Below are 21803 nucleotides of genomic sequence, written 5' to 3' on the forward strand. Positions count from 1 at the left end.
AGCACTCGGACCTGAGCAAACATGGTTGCCGAGGCAGCCAATGACGCAGCTAGTGACAAGAGCGCGATCGGCGAGAGGAAGCAACGTGAGCGAACGGCCACGTCAAGAACAGCTCGATCTTGCAGACCACGCGACTACCGCGGCCCATGGTGCTCAAGGCGCCGCGACCGAACCCGTTCAGCCGGGGCTGTTTCCCGACGATTCGGTGCCCGATGAGCTGGTCGGCTATCGCGGACCGAGTGCCTGTCAAATCGCCGGCATCACCTACCGCCAACTCGACTATTGGGCGCGCACGTCGCTGGTTGTCCCCTCGATCCGCAGTGCGGCAGGATCGGGAAGCCAGCGGCTCTACTCGTTCAAGGACATTCTGGTTCTCAAGATCGTCAAGCGGTTGCTCGATACCGGCATCTCGCTGCACAACATCCGGGTTGCCGTCGACCACCTGCGCCAGCGTGGCGTCCAGGACCTGGCCAACATCACCTTGTTCTCCGACGGCACGACGGTGTATGAATGCACCTCCGCCGAGGAAGTCGTCGACCTTCTCCAGGGCGGCCAGGGTGTTTTCGGTATCGCCGTCTCGGGCGCGATGCGGGAGCTGACCGGCGTCATTGCCGAATTTCACGGTGAACGCGCCGACGGCGGTGAATCCATTTCCGCTCCGGAAGACGAGCTCGCTTCGCGCCGCAAGCAGCGCGATCGCAAGATCGGCTAGCACGGGCCGGGCATGCGCTGTCGCGGCAGCGATCGGCGAGCCGAGTAAACTGGTTTCCGCATCGCCCTCGCGCGGGAGAGTTCCGTGGCCGCCAGCTACGGACGCCGAAGGAGCAACACCTCTCCGTCAACCTCTCAGGCACCCGGACCGCGCCGGACAACGATGCCTCTGGAAAGCGGTGACGACCCATGGGGTCCTCACCCGCCGATGGGGAAAGGCGCCCGCAGCCATGGCGCCGAATCTCTCAGGCGCCTGGTGCACAGGTGAAGACAGAGGGAGAGGGCCGCTAGTCCCTTGCCCTTCAGGAGTTCACCGTGTCCGACCATTCGACGTTCGCAGACCGCCACATCGGGCTGGACCACGACGCCATCACGACGATGCTGGCGGTCATCGGTGTCGACACGCTCGACGACTTGGCATCCAAAGCGGTTCCCGCCGGCATCCTCGACACCCTCACCGACGCCGGTGCCGCACCGGGCCTGGACCGGCTGCCGCCGGCCGCCAGCGAGGCCGAGGCGCTGGCCGAGCTGCGGGCACTGGCCGACGCCAACACCGTCGCGGTGTCGATGATCGGGCAGGGCTACTACGACACGTTTACCCCGGCCGTGCTGCTGCGCAACATCATGGAGAACCCGGCCTGGTATACGGCTTACACGCCCTACCAACCCGAGATCAGTCAGGGGCGCCTGGAAGCGCTGCTCAATTTCCAGACGATGATCACCGACCTCACCGGCCTCGAGATCGCCAACGCGTCGATGCTCGACGAGGGCACCGCCGCCGCCGAAGCCATGACGCTGATGCACCGCGCCACCCGCAGCCGGTCGAACCGGCTGGCCGTCGACGTCGATGTGTTCACTCAAACCGCCGCCGTATTGGCCACCCGCGCCAAGCCGTTGGGCATCGAGATCGTCACCGCCGATCTGCGCAATGGTCTTCCAGAGGGGGAGTTGTTCGGCGTTATCGCCCAGGTGCCCGGGGCCAGCGGCCGGATCACCGACTGGACCGCTCTGGTGCAGCAGGCCCACGACCGTGGCGCGCTGGTGGCCATCGGCGCCGACCTGTTGGCGCTGACGTTGATCACCCCACCCGGTGAGATCGGCGCCGACGTAGCGTTCGGAACCACCCAACGTTTTGGGGTGCCAACGGGATTCGGCGGTCCGCATGCGGGATATCTGTCCGTGCACGCCAAGCATGCCCGGCAGTTGCCCGGACGCCTGGTGGGGGTGTCCGTCGACGGTGACGGTAACCCGGCCTATCGGCTGGCGCTGCAAACCCGCGAGCAGCACATCCGGCGCGACAAGGCGACCAGCAATATCTGCACCGCGCAGGTTCTGCTGGCGGTGATGGCCGCGATGTACGCCAGCTACCACGGCGCCGCGGGGCTGACCGCCATCGCGCGGCGGGTGCATGCCCATGCCGAAACTATCGCCGCTGCGCTCGGCGATGCGCTGGTGCACCACCGGTTTTTCGACACCGTGCTGGCGCGAGTGCCTGGACGCGCCGACCAGGTGCTGGCCGCGGCCAAGGCCAACGGCATCAACCTATGGCGGGTCGACGCCGACCACGTGTCGGTGGCCTGCGACGAAACCACGACCGACGAGCATGTGGCCGCGGTGCTGCAGGCCTTCGGGGTGGAGCCAGCCGAGCCGGTGTGCGCGGGGATCGCCAACCGCACCTCGGAGTTCCTGACTCACTCGGCGTTCACGCAATACCACACCGAAACCGCAATGACGCGCTACCTGCGAACGCTGGCGGACAAAGATATCGCCTTGGACCGCAGCATGATTCCGCTCGGCTCATGCACGATGAAGCTCAATGCCGCCGCGGAGATGGAGTCGATCACCTGGCCGGAGTTCGCGCGCCAGCACCCTTTCGCACCGGCGTCGGACACACCCGGGTTGCACCGGCTGATCGCCGACCTGGAGAGCTGGCTGGTCGCGATCACCGGCTACGACGCGGTCTCCCTGCAGCCCAACGCGGGTTCACAGGGGGAGTACGCCGGTCTGTTGGCGATCCACGACTACCACGCCAGCCGCGGCGAGTCGCACCGTGACATCTGCCTGATCCCGTCCAGCGCGCACGGCACCAACGCCGCCTCGGCCGCGCTGGCCGGAATGAAGGTCGTCGTTGTCCGATGCCACGAAGAGGCTAGTCGGGCCGGTGACGTCGACCTCGACGACCTGCGCGCCAAGGTTAGGGACCATGCGGACCGGCTGTCGGCCCTGATGATCACCTACCCGTCCACGCACGGCGTCTACGAGCACGACATCGCCGACATCTGCGCGGCGGTGCACGACGCCGGCGGCCAGGTGTATGTCGACGGGGCGAATCTCAACGCGCTGGTCGGCCTGGCCCGGCCGGGCAAGTTCGGCGGTGACGTCAGCCATCTGAATCTGCACAAGACGTTCTGCATTCCGCACGGCGGCGGCGGCCCGGGAGTGGGACCTGTCGCGGTGCGCTCGCATTTGGCCCCGTTCCTACCGGGCCACCCGTTCGCACCTGAATTGCCCCCGGGACACCCGGTGTCGTCGGCGCCCTACGGCTCGGCGTCGATCCTGCCGATTACCTGGGCCTACATCCGGATGATGGGCGCGGACGGTCTGCGGGCGGCATCGCTGAACGCGATCGCGTCGGCCAACTACATCGCCCGGCGCCTCGACGAGTATTTCCCGGTGCTCTACACCGGCGAGAACGGCATGGTCGCCCACGAGTGCATCCTGGACCTGCGCGCCGTCACCAAGGCAACCGGAGTCACGGTCGACGACGTCGCAAAACGGTTGGCGGACTACGGTTTCCACGCGCCGACAATGAGCTTCCCGGTGGCCGGAACGCTGATGGTGGAACCGACCGAGAGTGAGAGTCTGGCCGAGGTCGACGCATTCTGCGAAGCCATGATCAGCATCCGCGCCGAGATCGACCGAGTCGGGGCCGGCCAGTGGCCGGTGGACGACAATCCGTTGCGGGGCGCGCCGCATACCGCCGAGTGCCTGCTGGTGGCCGACTGGGACCACCCGTACACCCGGGAAGAGGCCGCCTATCCGCTGGGCGCCGGGTTTCGGCCCAAGGTCTGGCCGCCGGTGCGCCGGATCGACGGTGCCTACGGCGACCGCAACCTGGTGTGCTCGTGTCCTCCGGTGGAGGCGTTTGCCTAGCCCAGCTCGAGCTGAGCCCGAGGTCTCAGCCGAAGCGCTCGATGATCGCGGCGGCGATCTCCTGCGGCGCGTCTTCTTGAATGAAGTGCTTGGCGTTGGGCAACTCGACGAGGACATGATCGGGGAATGCGGCGCGCATCCGCGGCAGGCATGGGCCGGGCCGGAATGCGAAATCTTTCATACCCCAAACGAATAGCGCGGGTTTGGCGCCGAGTTTGACCGGCACGTCGCGGGCCAGCCGCGCCAGCAACGGGCGGGCGGCCAGGATTTCCTTGGGCATCCTCGCCACCCCCGGCCGGTCCGCGGGGCCGGCCTGAACGGCCCGGTAGTGCTCCATCACCGCGGGGCCGGGGCGGTGCTCGGTCCCGGCCGGAATCAACCGCTCCACAAAGAAATTGCGCTGCACGATCGCGTACTGCAGCGGCGGACTGGACATCACCCTGCTGAACATCTTCATCGTCAGGGTGTCCGCCGGCCAGAACCAGGTGTTGCCCAAGACGACTCCACGCACCCGGTCCGCTCGCTCGACCGATACCGCCATACCGATCGGCCCACCCCAGTCCTGACCCATTGTGAGGTGACCGTCGAGACCGAGGTGGTCGACGAATTCACCGACCACCCGCGCGTGGTCGTCGATCCGGTAGCCGAACGCCGCGGGGCGCTCTTACAGGCCGAAGCCGAGATAATCCGGTGCGATACAACGGAACCGGTCCCGCAGGGCCACGATGATGTTGCGGTACAGGAAGCTCCAGGTCGGGTTGCCGTGGCACAGCAGGATCGGTGGCCCGTCTCCCTCGTCGACGTAGTGCATCCGCCCGTGCGAGCTGTCGAACCAGCGCGACTGGAACGGATACAGCTGGGGATCGGGGGTGAAAACCGGGTTGAAATGCGGGCTCATTACGCTCCTTTGGTCGCTCACGATGGTATGTCGGAGGGGTGACATCACCGAGTGTTCGAGCCTGGCGTGATGGCGGTCGCTGGCTGCACACCGCCACGGGCAAGGTGTTCGTCCGATCAGGGCCGGGCAACGCGCCGACCGTCTTGCTGTTGCACGGCTATCCGTCCAGTTCATTCGACTTTCGGGAGGTCATTCCGCACCTTGCTGGGCAGGCGTGGGTGACGATGGATTTCCTCGGTTTCGGTTTGTCCGACAAGCCTCGCCCGCACCGCTACAGCCTGCTGGAGCAGGCCGATCTGGTGCAGGCCGTAGTTGCCAGCACCACCACCGGCCCGGTGGTGGTGCTGGCGCATGACATGGGCACGTCGGTGACCACCGAACTGCTCGCCCGGGACCTGGACGGACGCCTGCCGTTCGATCTGCGCCGCGCAGTGCTGAGCAACGGCAGCGTGATCCTGGAGCGGGCCAGTCTGCGGCCGATCCAGAAGGTGCTGCGCGGCCCGCTGGGGCCCGTCGCGGCCCGATTGGTCACCCGCGGCCGCTTCCGGCGCAGTTTTGGCACGTTGTTTTCCGCCGGGCACCCGCTGTCGGCTGGGGAAGCCGAGGCCCAGTGGGAGCTACTGTCCTACCGCGACGGTCATCGGATACCTCACCTGCTGATCAGCTATCTCGAAGAGCGGGTGCGCTATGGGGCGCGCTGGCACGGCGCCGTACGCGACTGGCCCAAACCACTGGGGTTTGTCTGGGGACTTGCCGATCCGGTGGCAACGACCAACGTGCTCAACGGATTACGGGACCTGCGCCCGCACGCCGCCGTCGTCGAACTGCCCGGCTTGGGCCATTATCCGCAGCTGGAGGATCCCCGGGCGTATGCCGGGGCGGCGCTGTCGTTGCTGGTGGATTCAGCTTAGAAAGATGCTGAGTGCGGTCGCGAGGTCGGGGCCGGCCGACGTCGCCAGGTTCTGGTAACTGCCACCGCTGAGCTGCGCGACGGCTTCCCAGGTTGACCGGTCCGGGTCGGCGCCGAAATCGATGATGTTGACCGCGATGGGTTTCGCCGGGTCGGCGCTGGTGCGGATGAAGTCCTGCAGTCCCGGCCCGTCGAGGGTTTGGTCGGTGTGCGGCCCCCCGGTGATCACCAGGATCGAATTGGCTTGACCGGCACGGAAGTTGGCCTGCACCTCCTGGTAGATCATCCGCAGCGTGGTGAACGACACCGCGCCGCCGCCCGACGAGTACTGCTTGTCCAGCGCGGCGATCAGTGCCGCCGAGCGGGGCTGGCCGTTGACGGGGTCGGCCAGCGGTCCCATCGGCACCTCGCTGCGACCCTCGTGGCCGTCGAATGTCCACAAGCCGATCACCGCGCTGGGCGGTAGCGTCTTCAGTCGGCTTTGAAGCGCCGCGACAACGTTGGCCAGACGCGTCTTGCCGCCATCATCGGTGGGCATCGACTGGTCGAGCATGATGGTTGCGGCTACGCCGATCGACGGTGTGGCCATGGTGTCGGCCAGGGTGGCGCGCATTCCGTCGTCACCGATCGACAGCGGGGCGGCCAGCGCCGCGAAACTCGTGACCGGGCTGCTCGGCGGCTTGACGCCGTTGACCCGGAAGCCGGCTTTGGCCAGCTTCGCCAGTTGGTCGGGCTTGTGCAGGTAGCGGGCGAAGGCGCTGGCCGCCGTGGTCTGCTCCTGCGACAGCCACGAGCCGTTGAGCAGTACCGCCGGGTAGTCGGCGATCGCAACCGGCCCGGGGGGCAGCCAGGAGCTCAAAATCTTCTTTGCGTCCGACAGTGACTGAGCACGCTGGAACAACTGCTGCTCGGTGGTGACCACTGCGTGCACCGGCGCCGCCGCGGCGTCGCCGGATTTGACCAGCGTGTTCATCGCCTCGGTCAAGGATGCGTCGGCCAGCTTGGGCTGGGCCGCCATCAACGTGCGCACTGCGCCGCTTCCGGCGGTCGGCGGTGCTCCCGGCGGCGCCGATGCGACCGCGATCGCCTCGCCGGCCAACAATGCGGCATCCCCGTTACCGGCGACGGGCATTGCCAGACGCAGCGAACCCCAGGACGGCAGGTTCAACGCGGCCATCGAGTTCGGGTTGGCCTGCAGCTGCGGTAGCGCTGCCCAGTTCTGGTTTGACAGCGGCTGCTGTAGCTCGGGGCGGATAGCGAGCAGCACTGGTGAGGTCGCCAGTGAACGGCTGTCGCTGATGGTCTGCTTACCGGTGGCCGCGGACAGGCGCGCTGCAGAGACGGAGCTGCCGGGGATCCACAGTCCGGGCTGGCCACCCAGTTCGGGTGGCCATTTGCCGATGAAACCGGCGATGACGGCGTCGGAATCGGCGGCCTTGACGGCCACCGTCACGCACTTGTCCCCGACCGGGCCGGCCGACGCGTTGTAGCCGTCGGCGAACTCCTTGACCCGCTCGGCGATCGTCGGGTCGGCGATGACGGCGACGGTGTCCTTGCCGCCCACACAGCGTGCTGCGGCAGTGCGGGAGCGGTGGTACAACGCGTCGCCGAAGAAGCGCCACACGATCACCCCGGCTACCACCACCACGACCGCGACGAGGGCCACGATCACGCCGATGCTGACTCCGCGCCATCCGTCTGCGCTGCGGTGGCCGCCCTGCCAGTTGCCCAGCCCTCGATGGCCGGCGGTGCGGAATGGTGGTTGTGGGGGAGCCGCCGCCGATTCGGGACTCGGCGGCTCCTCACCTGCCGGGCCGGAACCGAAGTCGGGGTATTCATCTGCGCCGTGGGCCGAATAATCGGCGTCACCCGCGTCGGTGTATCGAGCCCCGTCGGAAAGATCGCCTTCGCTCCAATAGGCCCGATCGGCGTAGCCTCGGCCGCTCGGAGGTTCGACGGCCGACGGCTCGGCCGACCCGGGATACCCGACGTCTGGATGCCTGCCACCACCGGGCTGATCGGCTAACTGGTCGGCCCAGTCTTGCTGCTCCGCGGCGTATTCGTCAGGCGGTTCGTCAGCGGAATCCTCAGGGTCGGGCAAACTGTGCCTACCCATTTGGTGTCAGCGTCCTCTCCGTCGAAGATTGTCCAGTGTCGACCAGGAATGAGCCAGCGACTGTTTCCAGTGGGTTCTGATGGTCACCCGCGCTGCGCCTTGAGTTCCCGACGACGGCGATGCAGGATCGGCTCGGTGTAACCGTTGGGCTGCTGCGCCCCGGACAGGATCAGGTCCTGAGCGGCCAAGAACGCGATGCTGTCATCGAAACCCGGCGCCATCGGGTGGTACGCGGGGTCACCGGCGTTCTGCTTGTCCACCAATGGCGCCATCCGCTCCAGGCTGGCCCGGACGTCTTCGCTGGTGATCACGCCGTGTCGCAGCCAGTTGGCCAGCAGCTGACTCGAGATCCGCAGGGTGGCGCGGTCCTCCATGAGCGCCACGTTGTGGATGTCGGGCACCTTCGAACAGCCCACGCCCTGGTCGATCCAGCGCACCACGTAGCCAAGGATGGACTGGCAGTTGTTGTCGAGTTCCTCGCGGATCTCCTCGGGCGCCCAGGCCAGCTCCTTGGCCAGCGGAATGGTCAGCAGCTGATCGATGGTGGTGCGGGTCTTGCCCTGCAGTTCTTTCTGCACGGCGAACACATCCACTTGGTGGTAGTGCATCGCGTGCAGGGTGGCCGCCGTCGGGGAGGGCACCCACGCGGTGGTGGCGCCGGCCTTGGGCTGGGCGATCTTCTGCTCGACCATGTCGGCCATCAGCTCGGTCATCGCCCACATGCCCTTGCCGATCTGAGCCTTGCCGGTGAAGCCGGCGGCCAGCCCGATGTCGACGTTGGCGTCCTCGTAGGCCTTGATCCAGGTGGTGTTCTTCATCGCACCTTTGCGGATCATCGGACCGGCTTCCATCGACGTGTGAATCTCGTCGCCGGTGCGGTCCAGGAACCCGGTGTTGATGAAGACGACTCGGTCGGCTGCGGCTTTGATACAAGCCTTGAGGTTCACGGTGGTGCGGCGTTCTTCGTCCATGATGCCGACCTTCATGGTGCCTTGCGGCAAGCCCAGCACGTCTTCCACCCGGCTGAACAGCTCGCAGGTGAAGGCCACCTCGGCCGGCCCGTGCATCTTGGGCTTGACGATGTAGATGGAGCCGGTTCGGCTATTGGTCAAGGGGCCGTTGGCCTCGCCAGCCCGCAGCCCATGGATCGCGATCAGGCCGGTGAGCAGGGCATCCATGATGCCCTCGAACACCTCTTTCTCGTCACCACTGCCGTCACTGACAACGATCGCGTCGTTGGTCATCAGGTGACCGACATTTCGGACGAATAGCAGGCTGCGGCCGGGCAGGGTGAGCTCGCCGCCGTCGGGTGTGGTGTAGGTGCGGTCCTGGTTGAGTACCCGGGTGAAGGTTTTGCCGTCCTTGGTGACCTGCTCGGCCAGGTCACCCTTGTTCAGGCCGAGCCAGTTGCGGTACCCGAGCACTTTGTCGTCCGCATCGACGGCGGCCACCGAATCCTCGAAGTCCATGATCGTGGTCACCGCCGACTCCAGAACCACGTCCTTGACCCCCGCGCGGTCGGTGGCGCCAATCGGCGACTCCGGGTCGATCAAGATCTCGATATGCAACCCGTGGTTGGCCAGCAGCACCGAAGTCGGGGCCTCAGCCGCGCCGGTGTACCCGGCAAACTGACCGGGGTCGGCCAGTCCTGACGACAAGTCCCCCAGGGCAACCACCAGTTGGCCGTCTTCCACCGTGAAGCCCGTGGCATCGGCGTAAGAGCCCGCGGACAGCGGCACGCTGTCGTCGAGGAACTTGCGTGCGTAGGCGATCACCTTGTCGCCGCGAACCTTGTTGTAGCTGGTGCCCTTTTCGGCCCCGTCGCCTTCCGGGATGACGTCGGTGCCGTACAACGCGTCGTACAGCGAGCCCCAACGGGCATTGGCCGCATTCAGCGCGAAGCGCGCGTTGAGTACGGGCACCACCAGTTGCGGGCCGGCGGTCGTGGTGATCTCGTCGTCAACCCCCGAGGTGGTGATGGTGAAATCCTCGGGTTCGGGCAGCAGATATCCGATGTCGGTGAGGAACTGCCGGTAAGCCTCGGGGTCCAGCGGCTCGATCACCCGATGCCGATGCCACTTGTCGATCTGGGCCTGCAGCTCATCTCTGACCTTGAGCAATTCCTGGTTCTGCGGGGTGAGGTCGGTGACCACTTTGTCGACGCCGGCCCAGAAGCTGTCCGGGTCCAGTCCGGTGCCGGGCAGGGCCTCGTTGTTCACGAAGTCGTAGAGCACTCGAGCGACGCGCAGGTTCCCCGCCGGCACGCGGTCTGTCATGGTTCTCCTCCAAAATTGGCCGGTACTCGGCGGTACTTGCCGGTACTTGGGCCCCACTGGCTTCTCACTGGCTACGGCCCTCAGCCTACCGATCGGTAGCCTGACGAGCCTATCGGGCCAACCGCAAGGGCAGGTCACGGCGCGCCCAAAGCCCCGCCGCCGGTAGGCAGCCGGCCCGGCCAGCCGGGCTCTGGCAACGCATTTTCGCGGCATTTTCGCGCTGTCTGGGCGCGGCGGGCGCCTCGGCCGCCGATCATCCCGGGCCCATGTTGCGGTACCGGTCAGCGGTCTGGTCAGTCGCGGTTTCGCTGGTCGCGCATGGTGCCGACCAAGTCGTCCACCAGATCCTCGAGCGCCACCATCCCGACCACGGTGCCGTCGTCGGAAGTTACCAAAGCCAGGTGACTGTTGCTGCGACGCATCCTCGACAAGGCATCGGCCAGCGGCAGTGCCTTGGGAACCTGCGGCAGCGGGCGCACCATGTCCGCCTTGATCACGGTGTGGGCGTCTTCGCCCAGCGCCAATACGTCCTTGATGTGCACGTACCCGATGAATGTGCCGTGATCCACCACCGGGAACCGCGAGAAGCCGGTCTGGGCCAGCGCCTGTTCGACCGCGCCGACCGTCGGGCCCGATCCCACCGCCGCCACCGGCACGGACCGAATGTCGGACACCGGAATCGCGACATCGGCGACCACCCGGGTGCGGATCCGAAGCGCGCGCGTCAGCCGGGTGTGCTCCTCAGGATCCAGCAAACCTTCGGAGACCGATTCGGCGATCATCTCCGAGAGCTCCACCGTGGAAACCGTGATGTCGAGTTCATCTTTGGGCTCCACCCCGAGCGCACGCAGTATCGCATTGGCGACCTTGTTGTACACGACGATGACCGGACGCGCGGCGCGCACGTAGGGCAGGTAGATCGGGACCAGCAACATCGCCGTCCGTTCCGGGCCGGCTAGCGCGATGTTCTTCGGCACCATCTCACCGAGCAGCACGTGCAGCGTCACCACAATGGCCAGCGCCACCACGAAGGACAACGTGTGCAGCAACCGCGGATGCAACCCGGCCAGCCCGAACGACGTCTGCAGCAACTCGGCCACCGCCGGCTCGCCGATGCGCCCGAGCAGCAGCGAGGACACCGTGACGCCCAGCTGGGCACCGGCCAGCATCGAGGGGAGCCGTTCGCCGGCCCGGATGACGGTGACCGCACTCGTCCGGCCCTGCTCGGCCAACGCTTCCAAGCGGTCTCGACGGGCCGATATCAGCGCGAACTCCGCGCCGACGAAAAACGCGTTGGCGCCGATCAGCAGGATCGCCAACACCACGGCCAGCATGGGGTTCATCGCCCACCACGCCTTGCGCCGTGTTCATGGTGCCCTTCCGGGTGACCGCGCAGTTCGGTCAGTTCAAGCAGGTCGATCCGGCGGCCGTCCATCTGCACCACCCTGGCCCGCCAGCACACCGACTCATCCGGCAGGCGGTCGACGTCCAACGCGGGAAGGTCGACCGACTCGCCGGCCACCGGGATGTGTCCGAGCTCGCGCAGCACCAACCCACCGATCGTCTCGTAGGGGCCCTCCGGCGCGCGGTAGCCGGTGGCGATCGCCACCTCATCGATGCGAAGCAGACCCGATACCCGCCATCCGGTACCGGCCGCGACCACATCGGGTGTCGCGTCGTCGTGTTCATCGCGGACGTCGCCGACGATTTCTTCGATCAGGTCCTCCAGGGTGACCATGCCCGCAGTGCCGCCGTACTCGTCGACAACCATCACGGTCTGCAACGGATTGGCACGAATCTCGGCCATCACCGCATCGCCGTCCAGGGTCGACGGCACCACCGCAACCGGCTGGGCGACGGTGGTCAGTCGGGTGTGCGGGCGATCGGCAGACGCGACTTCGAACGCCTGCTTGACGTGCACGATGCCGACCGTTTCGTCCAGGTCACCGCGGACAATCGGGAACCGCGAGAAACCGGATGCCGCGACGGCTGCGACCATGTCGGCGATGGTGTCGTCGATCTGCAGCGCCACGATCTTCGATCGCGGCGTCATCAGCTCCTCTGCCGTCAGGGCGCCGAACTGCAGGGACCTGCGCATCAGCGATGCGGTCGCGTCGTCGAGCGAGCCGCGGCGAGCCGAGGCGCGCACCAGCGACACCAGCTCCTGTGGGGTGCGCGCCGAGCGCAGTTCCTCGGCCGGCTCGATCCCGAGTTGGCGCATGATCCAGTTCGCCGCTCCGTTGGTCAGCCGGATCGCCGGCGTGAACAGCGCCGAGAACAGCCATTGAGGAAGCACGACGGCGCGTGCGGTTCGCAGCGGGCGTGCCAAGGCAAGGTATTTGGGGACCAGTTCGCCGAACACCATCGACAGCGATGTCACCACCACCAGCACCAGGAACGCCGTGACCGCGTCCGACATCTGATCGGAGATTCCGATCCGGGTCAGCGCCGGATGCGGGAGATCGCCCACCAGGGGTTCGGTCAGGTAGCCGGTCGCCAGCGTGGTAATGGAGATGCCCAACTGGGCGCCGGACAGCTGGAACGACAGCCGGCGATGCGCCCGCTGGATGAACCGGTCGCGGGTGCCGCCACCGCGGGCGTTCGCATCGACGGTGCTGCGGTCCAGCGCGGTCAGCGAGAATTCCGCCGCGACGAACACCGCGGTGCCGAAGGTCAGCGCCAAGATGGCGACGATGCTGACGGCGGTGCCGGCGAACATCATGGGCGGCCCGGTGGTCGTGATGTCGCCGCAGCCCACTCCGACGCCGGGCGTGGCCCGCCCCCGAAGCCTACGGCTCCGACGGGTGCCTGCGGCACGTCATCCCTTTCGCTCGATCCCGCGGCGCGGCGTCGCGGGACTGAATCCCATATCGTAGCGAAACCGTTCGGCACGAATCAGTGCCCGCCGCCGGTGATCGCACTCACCAGCCGGTGGGCAGCGGATGGCCTTCGGCGAAGCCCGCCGCCGACTGAACACCGATCACCGCACGCTCATGCAACTCCGCCAGGTTGGCGGCACCGACATAGGTGCAGGTGCTGCGCACGCCGGAGGTGATGTGGTCGATCAGGTCCTCGACACCGCCGCGATCAGGGTCGAGCCCCATCCGCGAGGTCGAGATACCTTCGTCGAACAGCGCCTTTCGGGCTCGGTCGAATGCGCTGTCGGTGGTGGTCCGGGCTACCACCGCCCGTTTGGACGCCATGCCGTAGCTCTCCTTGTACGGCTGGTTTTCGCGGTCTCGCATCAGGTCACCCGGAGACTCGTAGGTGCCGGCGAACCACGATCCGATCATCACGTTCGACGCACCGGCCGCCAGCGCCAGCGCGACATCGCGCGGATGGCGGATTCCGCCGTCGGCCCACACATGGCCACCGAGTTGCCTTGCCGCGGCAGCGCATTCGACCACAGCGGAGAACTGCGGGCGGCCGACGCCGGTCATCATCCGAGTCGTGCACATGGCGCCGGGGCCGACGCCGACCTTGACGATGCTCGCCCCGGCGCCCAGCAGCTCGCGGGTTCCCTCGGCCGAAACCACGTTGCCGGCCGCCAGCGGCACACCCAGCTCCAGCGACGCTACCGCCCTGATCGCATCCAGCGCCTTGAGCTGGTGCCCGTGCGCGGTGTCGATCACCAGTACGTCGACACCCGCTTCGGCGAGACCACGGGCCTTGGCGGCCACGTCGCCGGTGATGCCGAGGGCCGCGCCGATCCGTAGTCGGCGTTCGCCGTCAGTGGCGGGGGTGTAGATGCCGGCGCGGATCGCGCCGGTGCGGGTCAGCACGCCCGCCAATGTCCCGTCGGCGCTGGTGACCACCGCAACATCGATGGGGGCGTGCTCCAACAGATCGAAGATCTTGCGCGGCTCGGTGCCCGCCGGGGCGGTCACGAAGTCCGTTGCGGCGATGTCGCGCACCCGGGTGAAGCGGTCCACGCCCAGGCAGGACGATTCGCTGACCAAACCGATGGGGCGGCCCCCCAAGACGACCACGGCGAGCCCGTGCGCACGCTTGTGGATCAACGCGATCGCGTCGGATACCGAATCGTCGGGCGCCAGCGTCACCGGCGTGTCGAGCACCAGGTCGCGGCTCTTGACGAAGTGCACGGTCTGTTGCACCGCCGGGACGGGCAGGTCCTGCGGCAGGATCACGATGCCGCCGCGGCGAGCCACGGTCTCGGCCATCCGACGCCCGGCGACCGCCGTCATGTTGGCGACAACCACGGGAATTGTGGTTCCCGAACCGTCGGCTGTGGATAGATCCACGTCGAACCGCGACGCCACCTCCGAGCGGTTCGGCATGATGAACACGTCGTCATACGTCAGGTCGTATCCGGGTCTGTGCCCGTCCAGAAACCTCATGGCTCGCCCTCTGGTTGAGTCCCTAACGCCCGGCTAAGCGGGCACTTCGCGGCGGTCCGCACCCCACAGGGTGTGGAACTTGCCCGGTCCGTCGATCCGCCCGTACGTGTGTGCGCCGAAGAAGTCGCGCTGGGCCTGGGTGAGTGCGGCAGGTAGCCGCTCGGTGCGCAGCGCGTCGTAGTACGACAGGGCCGACGAGAACCCGGGCGTGGGAATACCCAGCTGCACCGCGGTGGACGCCACGCGCCGCCAACTGTCGATAGCCGATTCAACCGCGCTGCGGAAATACGGCGCGACGAGCAAGCTGGCCAGGTTGGGTTCGGCGTCGAACGCTTCCTTGATGCGGTTGAGGAATTTCGCCCGGATGATGCAGCCGCCCCGCCAGATGGTCGCCAGGTCGCCGGGGGAGATGTTCCAGCCGTATTCGGCGCTGCCGGCCTGGATCTGGTTGAAGCCCTGCGCGTAGGCCACGATCTTGGAGGCGTACAAGGCCCGGCGGACGTTCTCGGTGAACGTGTCGGGATCGGCGGGCTTGTCGCCGAGCCGTCCGGGGGCCAGCCCGCGGGCCGCCGTACGCTGCTCCACGGATCCCGATAGCGCACGAGCGAACACCGCCTCGGCGATGCCGGTCACGGGCACCCCCAGATCCAGGGCGGACTTGACGGTCCAGCGCCCGGTGCCTTTCTGCTCGGCCTGGTCGAGGATCACGTCGACGAGCGGTTTACCGGTCTTGGCGTCGTTGTGCCGCAACACCTCGGCGGTGATCTCGACCAGATAGCTGTCCAGGTCGCCCTTGTTCCACTCGGTGAAGACCTCGGCGATCTGCGGTGCGCTCAGCCCCAAGCCGTCTCGGAGCAGCTGGTATGCCTCGCCGATCAGCTGCATGTCGGAGTACTCGATGCCGTTGTGCACCATCTTGACGAAGTGCCCGGAGCCGCCGGGACCGACATGGGTACAGCACGGCACCCCGTCGACGTGCGCTGAGATCTCCTCGAGCAGCGGGCCCAGCGATTCGTACGACTCGGCGGGCCCGCCGGGCATGATCGACGGCCCGTGCAGCGCGCCCTCTTCGCCCCCGGAGATGCCGGCGCCGACGAAGTGCAGTCCGCGCTCCCGCATCGCCTTCTCGCGACGGATGGTGTCGGTGTAGAGCGCATTGCCGCCGTCGATGATGATGTCGCCGGGTTCCATGGCGTCGGCGAGCTCGTTGATCACCGCGTCGGTGGGGTCACCGGCTTTGACCATGATCAGCACCCGGCGCGGGGTTTGCAGCGCGGCCAGGAACTCCGGAATCGTTTCGCTGCGCACGAACTTTCCTTCGGACCCGTGCTCTTTCAGCAGCGCATCGGTCTTGGCGATGGACCGATTGTGCAGCGCCACAGTGTAGCCGTGCCGGGCGAAGTTGCGGGCGATGTTCGAACCCATCACCGCAAGGCCGGTGACGCCGATCTGCGCGGCGGCGGTGCTCGATTCCGAGGAACTCATGTGCTGCCTTTCGGTCGGACCTGTCAGGTGGCGAACTCTTGCCGAAGCTGTCCGGCAAGGCTGGTCCGACACACTGTGGCACAGTGGCGTCGCGGTCTTCCAAGGTGTTTGGGCCTGTGTCAGATGCCGAACAGCCGCTGCAGCTCGGTGAGCCACGGGACGGCCAGCGCGACGGTGGGCACGACCAGCACCGCGGCCGCGGCCAGATACGCCGTCACGGATAGCGCCCGGCTGTTGCCGCGCCCGGCCAGGCGCCGCACCCGTACCACCGTGCTGGGGCCTCCGGCGGCCAGGGCACCCGACGGCGCAGCGGAGGAGGCGCAGGCGACCAGGGCCCGGGCCAGCGCCGCGCGACCGGCGGCGCGCACCGCGGCGTCGTCGGCGAGCAGTTCGACCAGTAGCTGCACGGCACGCAGCGCATTGGCGCTGCGGACGAGCCGCGGAAACGCCGCGTGTACGGCGGTGAATGCTTCCAGGACCAGGTCGTGGCGGGCCCGCAGATGCGCCCGCTCGTGGGTGAGGATTGCGGCGACTTCCTTGTGGGTCAGCGTGGTCAGCGTTCCCTCGCTGACCACCACCCGGCTACGGACGCCGGGCAAGCAATAGGCAAGCGGTTGCGCCACGTTGAGCACGCGCAGATCCCGGGTTCGCGCGCAAGGCTCGGCCAGCGCGGCGCCGTGCCCTACTCCAACCAGATCGACCACCATGCGGTGATGGGCCCGACGGCGCCGAGTGGCAATGGCCACCCGAACTATGGCAACCATCAGCCGGGTCCCGACCAGCACAGTCAGCGCGAAGACGGTGATATATGCCGCCCACAACGGCCAGCCGAGCCGGATTCGGGCGTCGAGGACACCGGCCGTAGGCCGCCCGTCAGCGCCGGGCATGAGCAGCCGGCTGGCGATGGCGATGCCCGCGCTGAACGCCGCAAGCGCCGCGGCCAGAGCTATCGCCTGCCAGAGCACCATCGCGGCCCGCGGGGCGCGCAGCGGCCACGTCGCTCGTGCCAATAAGGCTGGTGTCGGGCCAGCCAGCAGCACCGCGAGGATGGTGAAGGCCAGCGCGGACACGCTGCTAGTCTCTCTCAGTCCTCCGCCGGAGCGCCAGCAGATGGGGGAATGCGGTGTGCCGCTTCCAATTCGGCAAGGGCGCGACGAAGTGCGTCGGCCTCGTCCGCACCGACACGCTCGACGAAGTGCACCAGGGCGGCCTGTCTGCTGCCGGAGTCCTCGGCCTGGGCCAATGCATCGACCATCAGACCGGCGACCAACTCGTCGCGGCCGTGCACGGGTGCGTAGCGGTGGGCCCGATCGTCGCGGATCTGTGAGACCAGGTTCTTTTTCGCCAACCGTTGCAGCACGGTCATGACGGTGGTGTAGGCAAGGTCACGCCGCGCCGACAACGCTGCGTGGACCTGGCGGACGGTCTGGGGTTCCGGCGTGGACCACAGGTGGTCCATCACTGCACGTTCCAGATCCCCCAACCGCGTCAGCTTGGCCATAGTTCGTTCTCTCCCTGAGCGTTGCACCCAGCGTACTCCGGGTTACTACCGACTGTCGTATCCAACCGGTCTCGAAGCCACCGAGTCATCGGTAATCGCCGGCTCCGAGTTCGACACCCTTAGGCAACTCTGTACATTCGATGGTTGCAGAATTAGGGCAGCCTTGCCTATCCTAAGTGTGGTCGAGCAATACATGACCGTGTCGGAGTCCTGAGGGCTGCAGTGACCCCCGGTCTACTCGATCGGCGAGCCCCGTGCTGCTGCACGGGGCTCGCCCGCTGTTCACCCTGGGGCGCTCCTTGGCGCCCGCAGACCTGCGGGAACCCTCCGACACCGATGGTGTAGACACATGAACGTGCCATCGGACCCGGACCCGGACACAGGTGTCAGCCCGCCGACGTTCACCGCGCCTTTCGACAGTCAGCTGGGCCTGCAGTTCACCGAACTAAGCCCTGACGGCGCACGCGCGCAGCTCAAGGTCAAACCCGAGCTGTTGCAGCCGATGGGCATCGTGCACGGCGGTGTGTACTGCTCGATGATCGAGAGCATGGCTAGCCTGGCCGCATTCACCTGGCTCAGTACCCGTGGCGGTGGGGGCGTGGTCGGCGTCAACAACAACACCGATTTTTTGCATGCCATCAAGTCGGGCATGGTGTACGGCACCGCCGAACCATTGCATCGCGGTCGGCGTCAACAGTTGTGGTTGGTCGTCATCACCGACGAGGCCGATCGGGTGGTGGCCCGGGGTCAAGTACGGCTGCAGAATCTGGAGCCGTCGCCAGACTCCTGACCCCGACGTCGCCGCGGTGTCGACGGGTTGAGGCGACTGCTCGGCACACCGAGCGCGGTCCGGTGTTTCACCGTCTATTGATTTCGCCCAGCAGGCATTGCCGGCCCCTCTGTGACTGCCCGACGATCTCAGGGGGGCAAAGGTCGACAGCGTCCGGTCGTTGATCGTGGGGGCGGCTTCGAGCCCGTGGGCGATACGGCGGTCTATCTCTTCGCGGTGGCGGCGGGTGGGTAACTCGGCTTCGGCCTGCTGTGCCCACAGGCCTTCCCGATTGGGGATGTCGGCTTGGCCGGCGAACGGATTTGTCATCACGGTGTCCTCTCGTCCAGAAGCAACTCAAGGCGGGAGGATGCGCCGACGACCGGCAGCATGCGAAGGGCAAGTCCACAGGACCGTTTTGGTGTGCCGGCGCGCCACATTTCCCGCACTCACCGTCTTGTCGCTCTCCGGGGTACGGCGAACTCGTCCGGGCGGCCCTTTCGGCGCGCCGCACTTCACCGTACCTACCCGGCCGGCCGCCGCGACGGACTTCAAGCTGAAAGACAGCTGTGAATGTGGCTCCCGCGCGCAACACGGCTGGGCCCATGGCAGGATCGGAGGCCATGCGTCTGACGCCGCAGGAGCAAGAGCGACTTCTGTTGTCCTACGCTGCCGAGCTGGCCCGCCGCCGTCGGGGCCGCGGTTTGCGCCTCAATCACCCCGAAGCCGTCGCAGTGATCACCGACCACATCCTGGAAGGCGCGCGGGACGGCCGTACCGTTGCCGAGCTGATGGCGAGCGGATGCGATGTGCTGAGCCGCGATGACGTGATGGAGGGGGTACCGGAGATGATCAAGGATGTGCAAGTGGAAGCAACATTCCCGGATGGCACCAAGTTGGTCACCGTACATCACCCGATCGCATGATTCCCGGCGAAATCCTTTACGGCACCGGCGACATCGACATCAACGCGGGCGCGCAGCGGCTGGAGATGCAGGTCATCAACACCGGTGACCGCCCGGTCCAGGTCGGCAGTCACGTCCATTTTCCGCAGGCCAATGCGGCGCTGTCGTTCGATCGCGCCGCGGCCCATGGTTACCGGTTGGACATTCCGGCGGCCACCGCGGTCCGCTTCGAGCCGGGCGTATCGCGGACCGTGCGGCTGGTTCCGCTGCGCGGGCGGCGAGAGGTCCACGGGCTGACGCTGGATCCGCCGGGGAGGCTCGACGCTTCATGATGCGGTTGACCCGGGAGCGCTACGCGCAGCTGTACGGTCCTACCACCGGTGACCGGATCAGATTGGCCGACACCGATCTACTGGTCGAAATCAGCGAAGACCGCTGCGGTGGGCCGGGACTGGCCGGCGACGAAGCAGTGTTCGGGGGCGGCAAGGTGTTGCGCGAGTCGATGGGCCAGGGCCGCGCGACCCGGGCCGAGGGCGCGCCCGACACCGTCATCACCGGTGCGGTGATTATCGACTATTGGGGAATCATCAAGGCCGACATCGGGATTCGTGACGGCCGCGTTGTCGCGATCGGCAAGGCCGGCAATCCCGACACCATGTCGGGTGTGCATCCGGATCTGGTCGTCGGACCCTCCACCGAGGTCATCGGCGGCAACGGGCGCATTCTTACCGCCGGCGCCATCGACTGTCACGTGCACTTGATCTGCCCGCAGCTGATACCCGTCGCGCTGGGCGCCGGCATCACCACCATCATCGGCGGCGGAACCGGGCCGGCCGAAGGCACCAAGGCCACTACCGTCACCCCCGGGGCATGGCATTTGGCCCGGATGCTGGAATCACTGGATTCGTGGCCGGTGAACTTTGCCCTGCTCGGCAAGGGAAACACCGTCAGCACCGAGGCGTTGTGGGAGCAATTGCGCGGGGGCGCATCGGGTTTCAAACTGCACGAGGACTGGGGATCCACCCCCGCGGCCATCGACACCTGCCTGACCGTTGCCGATGCCGCCGGGGTGCAGGTGGCGCTGCACACCGACACCCTCAACGAAATGGGATTCGTCGAAAACACCATTGCCGCCATTGCCGGCCGGTCGATCCACACCTACCACACCGAAGGCGCCGGCGGCGGCCACGCACCCGACATCATGAGAGTGGCCGGACAGCCGAATGTGCTGCCCAGTTCCACCAATCCGACTCGTCCGCACACGGTGAACACGCTCGACGAGCATCTGGACATGCTGATGGTCTGCCATCACCTCAATCCCTCGGTGCCCGAAGATCTGGCCTTTGCCGAAAGCCGGATCCGCCCGTCCACCATGGCCGCCGAAGATCTGCTGCACGACATGGGAGCAATCTCGATGATCGGCAGCGACTCCCAGGCCATGGGCCGCATCGGCGAGGTGGTGCTGCGCACCTGGCAGACCGCCCACGTGATGAAACGCCGTCGGGGCACGCTGCCCGGTGATGGCCGGGCCGACAACAACCGGGCACGTCGCTACGTCGCCAAATACACCATCTGCCCGGCGGTCGCACACGGCATGGACCACGAAATCGGCTCGATCGAGGTGGGCAAGCTCGCCGATCTGGTGCTATGGGAGCCGCCATTTTTCGGGGTGCGCCCGGACCTGGTGCTCAAGGGCGGCGCGATCGCCTGGGCGGCGATGGGCGACGCCAACGCCTCCATACCGACGCCCCAACCGGTGCTGCCACGACCGATGTTCGGCGCCGCCCCGGCCACTGCGGCGGCCACTTCGGTGCACTTCGTGGCGCCGGCATCCATCGATGCGGGATTGGCCGATCGACTCGCGATCAACCGGCGGCTGGTTCCGGTGGCCGATGTACGCGCCGTGGGCAAGGCCGACTTGCCGCTCAACGACGCACTGCCCACCATCGAGGTCGATCCCGACACCTTCACCGTGCGTATCGACGGTGAAGTCTGGCAGGAGCGGCCCGCCACCGAACTTCCCATGGCGCAACGGTATTTCCTATTCTAGTAGCCTCTAGTGACCTCTAGTGACCCTCCGGTGACCTCGCTTGCGATGCTCCTCGCCCTGGCCGACTCGCGGCTGCCCACCGGATCGCACGTGCACTCCGGCGGCATCGAAGAGGCCGTCACCAGCGGCCTGGTGACCGATCTGGCCACCCTGGAAGCTTTTCTGAAACGACGCATCCGCAGCCACGGACTGGTCACGGCGTCGATCGCGGCCGCGGTGCACCGGGGCGAACTGACCCTGGAGGACGCCGATCGCGAAACCGATGCCCGTACACCGGCTCCCGCGGCCAGGCAGGCTTCACGCAGCCAGGGTCGCGGGCTGGCCCGGCTGGCCCGGACGGTCTGGCCAGACGCCGGCTGGGACGACCTCGTCCTGCGGCCGCATCTGGCGGTGGCCGCAGGACGCGTCGGGGCCGTCAGCGGACTCACCCCGGAACACAACGCGCTACACATCATCTACACCACCATGACCGGCTCGGCCACCGCCGCCCAACGACTGCTGGCGCTCGATCCCGCCGACGTCGCAGTCCTGATCTTCCGGTTGTCGCAATTGTGCGAACACACCGCCGCCGAGGCCACCGCCGGACTGGCCGACTTGTCCGATCCGCTGCTCGACACGCTGGCGCAACGCCATGCCGAACGCGAGCGACCTTTGTTCGCCTCCTGAAAGGT

16 protein-coding genes, 1 pseudogene and 3 riboswitches are annotated in these 21803 nt (G+C 67.0%); of the genes and pseudogenes, 8 read left to right on the forward strand and 9 right to left on the reverse strand.

Annotated features, from left to right (window positions below):
• Positions 1-85: 85 nt before the first annotated feature.
• Both EET03_RS13480 and gcvP read left to right on the forward strand, forming a co-directional pair.
• Positions 86-712 carry a MerR family transcriptional regulator gene (locus EET03_RS13480; protein ID WP_063469883.1) on the forward strand — a complete coding sequence of 209 codons (627 nt, stop codon included), beginning with the start codon at positions 86-88 and terminating at the stop codon, positions 710-712.
• Positions 713-774: 62 nt separating this feature from the next.
• A riboswitch (glycine riboswitch) is annotated at positions 775-872 on the forward strand.
• Positions 873-995: riboswitch (glycine riboswitch) on the forward strand.
• A 31-nt stretch (positions 996-1026) separates the two neighbouring features.
• A complete protein-coding gene (gcvP, locus tag EET03_RS13485) occupies positions 1027-3864 on the forward strand; it encodes an aminomethyl-transferring glycine dehydrogenase (RefSeq protein WP_075542992.1) in 2838 nt (945 codons plus the stop codon).
• Positions 3865-3889: 25 nt separating this feature from the next.
• Here gcvP and EET03_RS13490 read toward each other — a convergent pair.
• A pseudogene (locus EET03_RS13490) lies at positions 3890-4762 on the reverse strand (haloalkane dehalogenase).
• 38 nt (positions 4763-4800) lie between these two features.
• On the opposite strand from EET03_RS13490, the gene EET03_RS13495 reads away from it, so the two are divergent.
• Complete coding sequence (locus tag EET03_RS13495; RefSeq protein WP_082274674.1) at positions 4801-5673, forward strand: alpha/beta fold hydrolase; 873 nt, start codon at positions 4801-4803, stop codon at positions 5671-5673.
• On the opposite strand, the gene EET03_RS13500 is transcribed toward EET03_RS13495, so the two are convergent.
• The 8 genes from EET03_RS13500 to EET03_RS13535 form a co-directional block, all read right to left on the reverse strand.
• A complete protein-coding gene (locus EET03_RS13500) occupies positions 5665-7788 on the reverse strand; it encodes a substrate-binding domain-containing protein (protein WP_075542993.1) in 2124 nt (707 codons plus the stop codon). The two genes, EET03_RS13495 and EET03_RS13500, sit on opposite strands and share 9 nt — an antisense overlap.
• Positions 7789-7871: 83 nt before the next feature.
• Entirely contained in the window at positions 7872-10064 is a 2193-nt protein-coding gene (locus EET03_RS13505) for a malate synthase G (protein WP_075542994.1), read from the reverse strand.
• Between the two features lie 293 nt (positions 10065-10357).
• On the reverse strand, positions 10358-11407 hold the full coding sequence (locus tag EET03_RS13510) for a hemolysin family protein (RefSeq protein ID WP_075542995.1): 1050 nt from the start codon (positions 11405-11407) through the stop codon (positions 10358-10360).
• Entirely contained in the window at positions 11404-12786 is a 1383-nt protein-coding gene (locus EET03_RS13515; RefSeq protein WP_075543009.1) for a hemolysin family protein, read from the reverse strand. The genes EET03_RS13510 and EET03_RS13515 overlap by 4 nt, the downstream gene beginning before the upstream one ends.
• Before the next feature lie 199 nt (positions 12787-12985).
• The gene (locus EET03_RS13520) at positions 12986-14422 is read right to left on the reverse strand and encodes a GuaB1 family IMP dehydrogenase-related protein (RefSeq protein WP_075542996.1); all 1437 of its coding nucleotides are present in this window, start codon (positions 14420-14422) and stop codon (positions 12986-12988) included.
• Positions 14423-14455: 33 nt separating this feature from the next.
• Positions 14456-15907, reverse strand: coding sequence for an NADP-dependent phosphogluconate dehydrogenase (gene gndA / locus EET03_RS13525; protein ID WP_075542997.1), 1452 nt, complete (start codon positions 15905-15907; stop codon positions 14456-14458).
• Positions 15908-16026: 119 nt separating this feature from the next.
• The gene (locus EET03_RS13530; RefSeq protein ID WP_075542998.1) at positions 16027-16977 is read right to left on the reverse strand and encodes a M56 family metallopeptidase; all 951 of its coding nucleotides are present in this window, start codon (positions 16975-16977) and stop codon (positions 16027-16029) included.
• Between the two features lie 14 nt (positions 16978-16991).
• Positions 16992-17408, reverse strand: a complete 417-nt coding sequence (locus EET03_RS13535) for a BlaI/MecI/CopY family transcriptional regulator (protein ID WP_023364084.1) — start codon at positions 17406-17408, stop codon at positions 16992-16994.
• Between the two features lie 349 nt (positions 17409-17757).
• On the opposite strand from EET03_RS13535, the gene EET03_RS13540 reads away from it, so the two are divergent.
• The 5 genes from EET03_RS13540 (at position 17758) to EET03_RS13565 (ending at position 21798) form a co-directional block, all read left to right on the forward strand.
• The gene (locus EET03_RS13540; protein WP_075542999.1) at positions 17758-18198 is read left to right on the forward strand and encodes a PaaI family thioesterase; all 441 of its coding nucleotides are present in this window, start codon (positions 17758-17760) and stop codon (positions 18196-18198) included.
• 425 nt (positions 18199-18623) lie between these two features.
• Positions 18624-18687, reverse strand: a riboswitch (guanidine-III (ykkC-III) riboswitch).
• A 113-nt stretch (positions 18688-18800) separates the two neighbouring features.
• Complete coding sequence (locus EET03_RS13550) at positions 18801-19103, forward strand: urease subunit gamma (RefSeq protein ID WP_063469873.1); 303 nt, start codon at positions 18801-18803, stop codon at positions 19101-19103.
• On the forward strand, positions 19100-19414 hold the full coding sequence (locus tag EET03_RS13555) for an urease subunit beta (protein ID WP_063469872.1): 315 nt from the start codon (positions 19100-19102) through the stop codon (positions 19412-19414). Before EET03_RS13550 ends, EET03_RS13555 begins: the two co-directional genes overlap by 4 nt.
• Positions 19411-21132 (forward strand): urease subunit alpha, encoded by a 1722-nt coding sequence (locus EET03_RS13560; protein WP_075543000.1) that lies wholly within the window; start codon positions 19411-19413, stop codon positions 21130-21132. The genes EET03_RS13555 and EET03_RS13560 overlap by 4 nt, the downstream gene beginning before the upstream one ends.
• A gap of 30 nt (positions 21133-21162) precedes the next feature.
• A complete protein-coding gene (locus EET03_RS13565; RefSeq protein WP_075543001.1) occupies positions 21163-21798 on the forward strand; it encodes an urease accessory protein UreF in 636 nt (211 codons plus the stop codon).
• Positions 21799-21803: the final 5 nt, after the last annotated feature.

It is taken from the genome of Mycobacterium innocens (genome assembly GCF_900566055.1).
GTDB lineage: Bacteria > Actinomycetota > Actinomycetes > Mycobacteriales > Mycobacteriaceae > Mycobacterium > Mycobacterium innocens.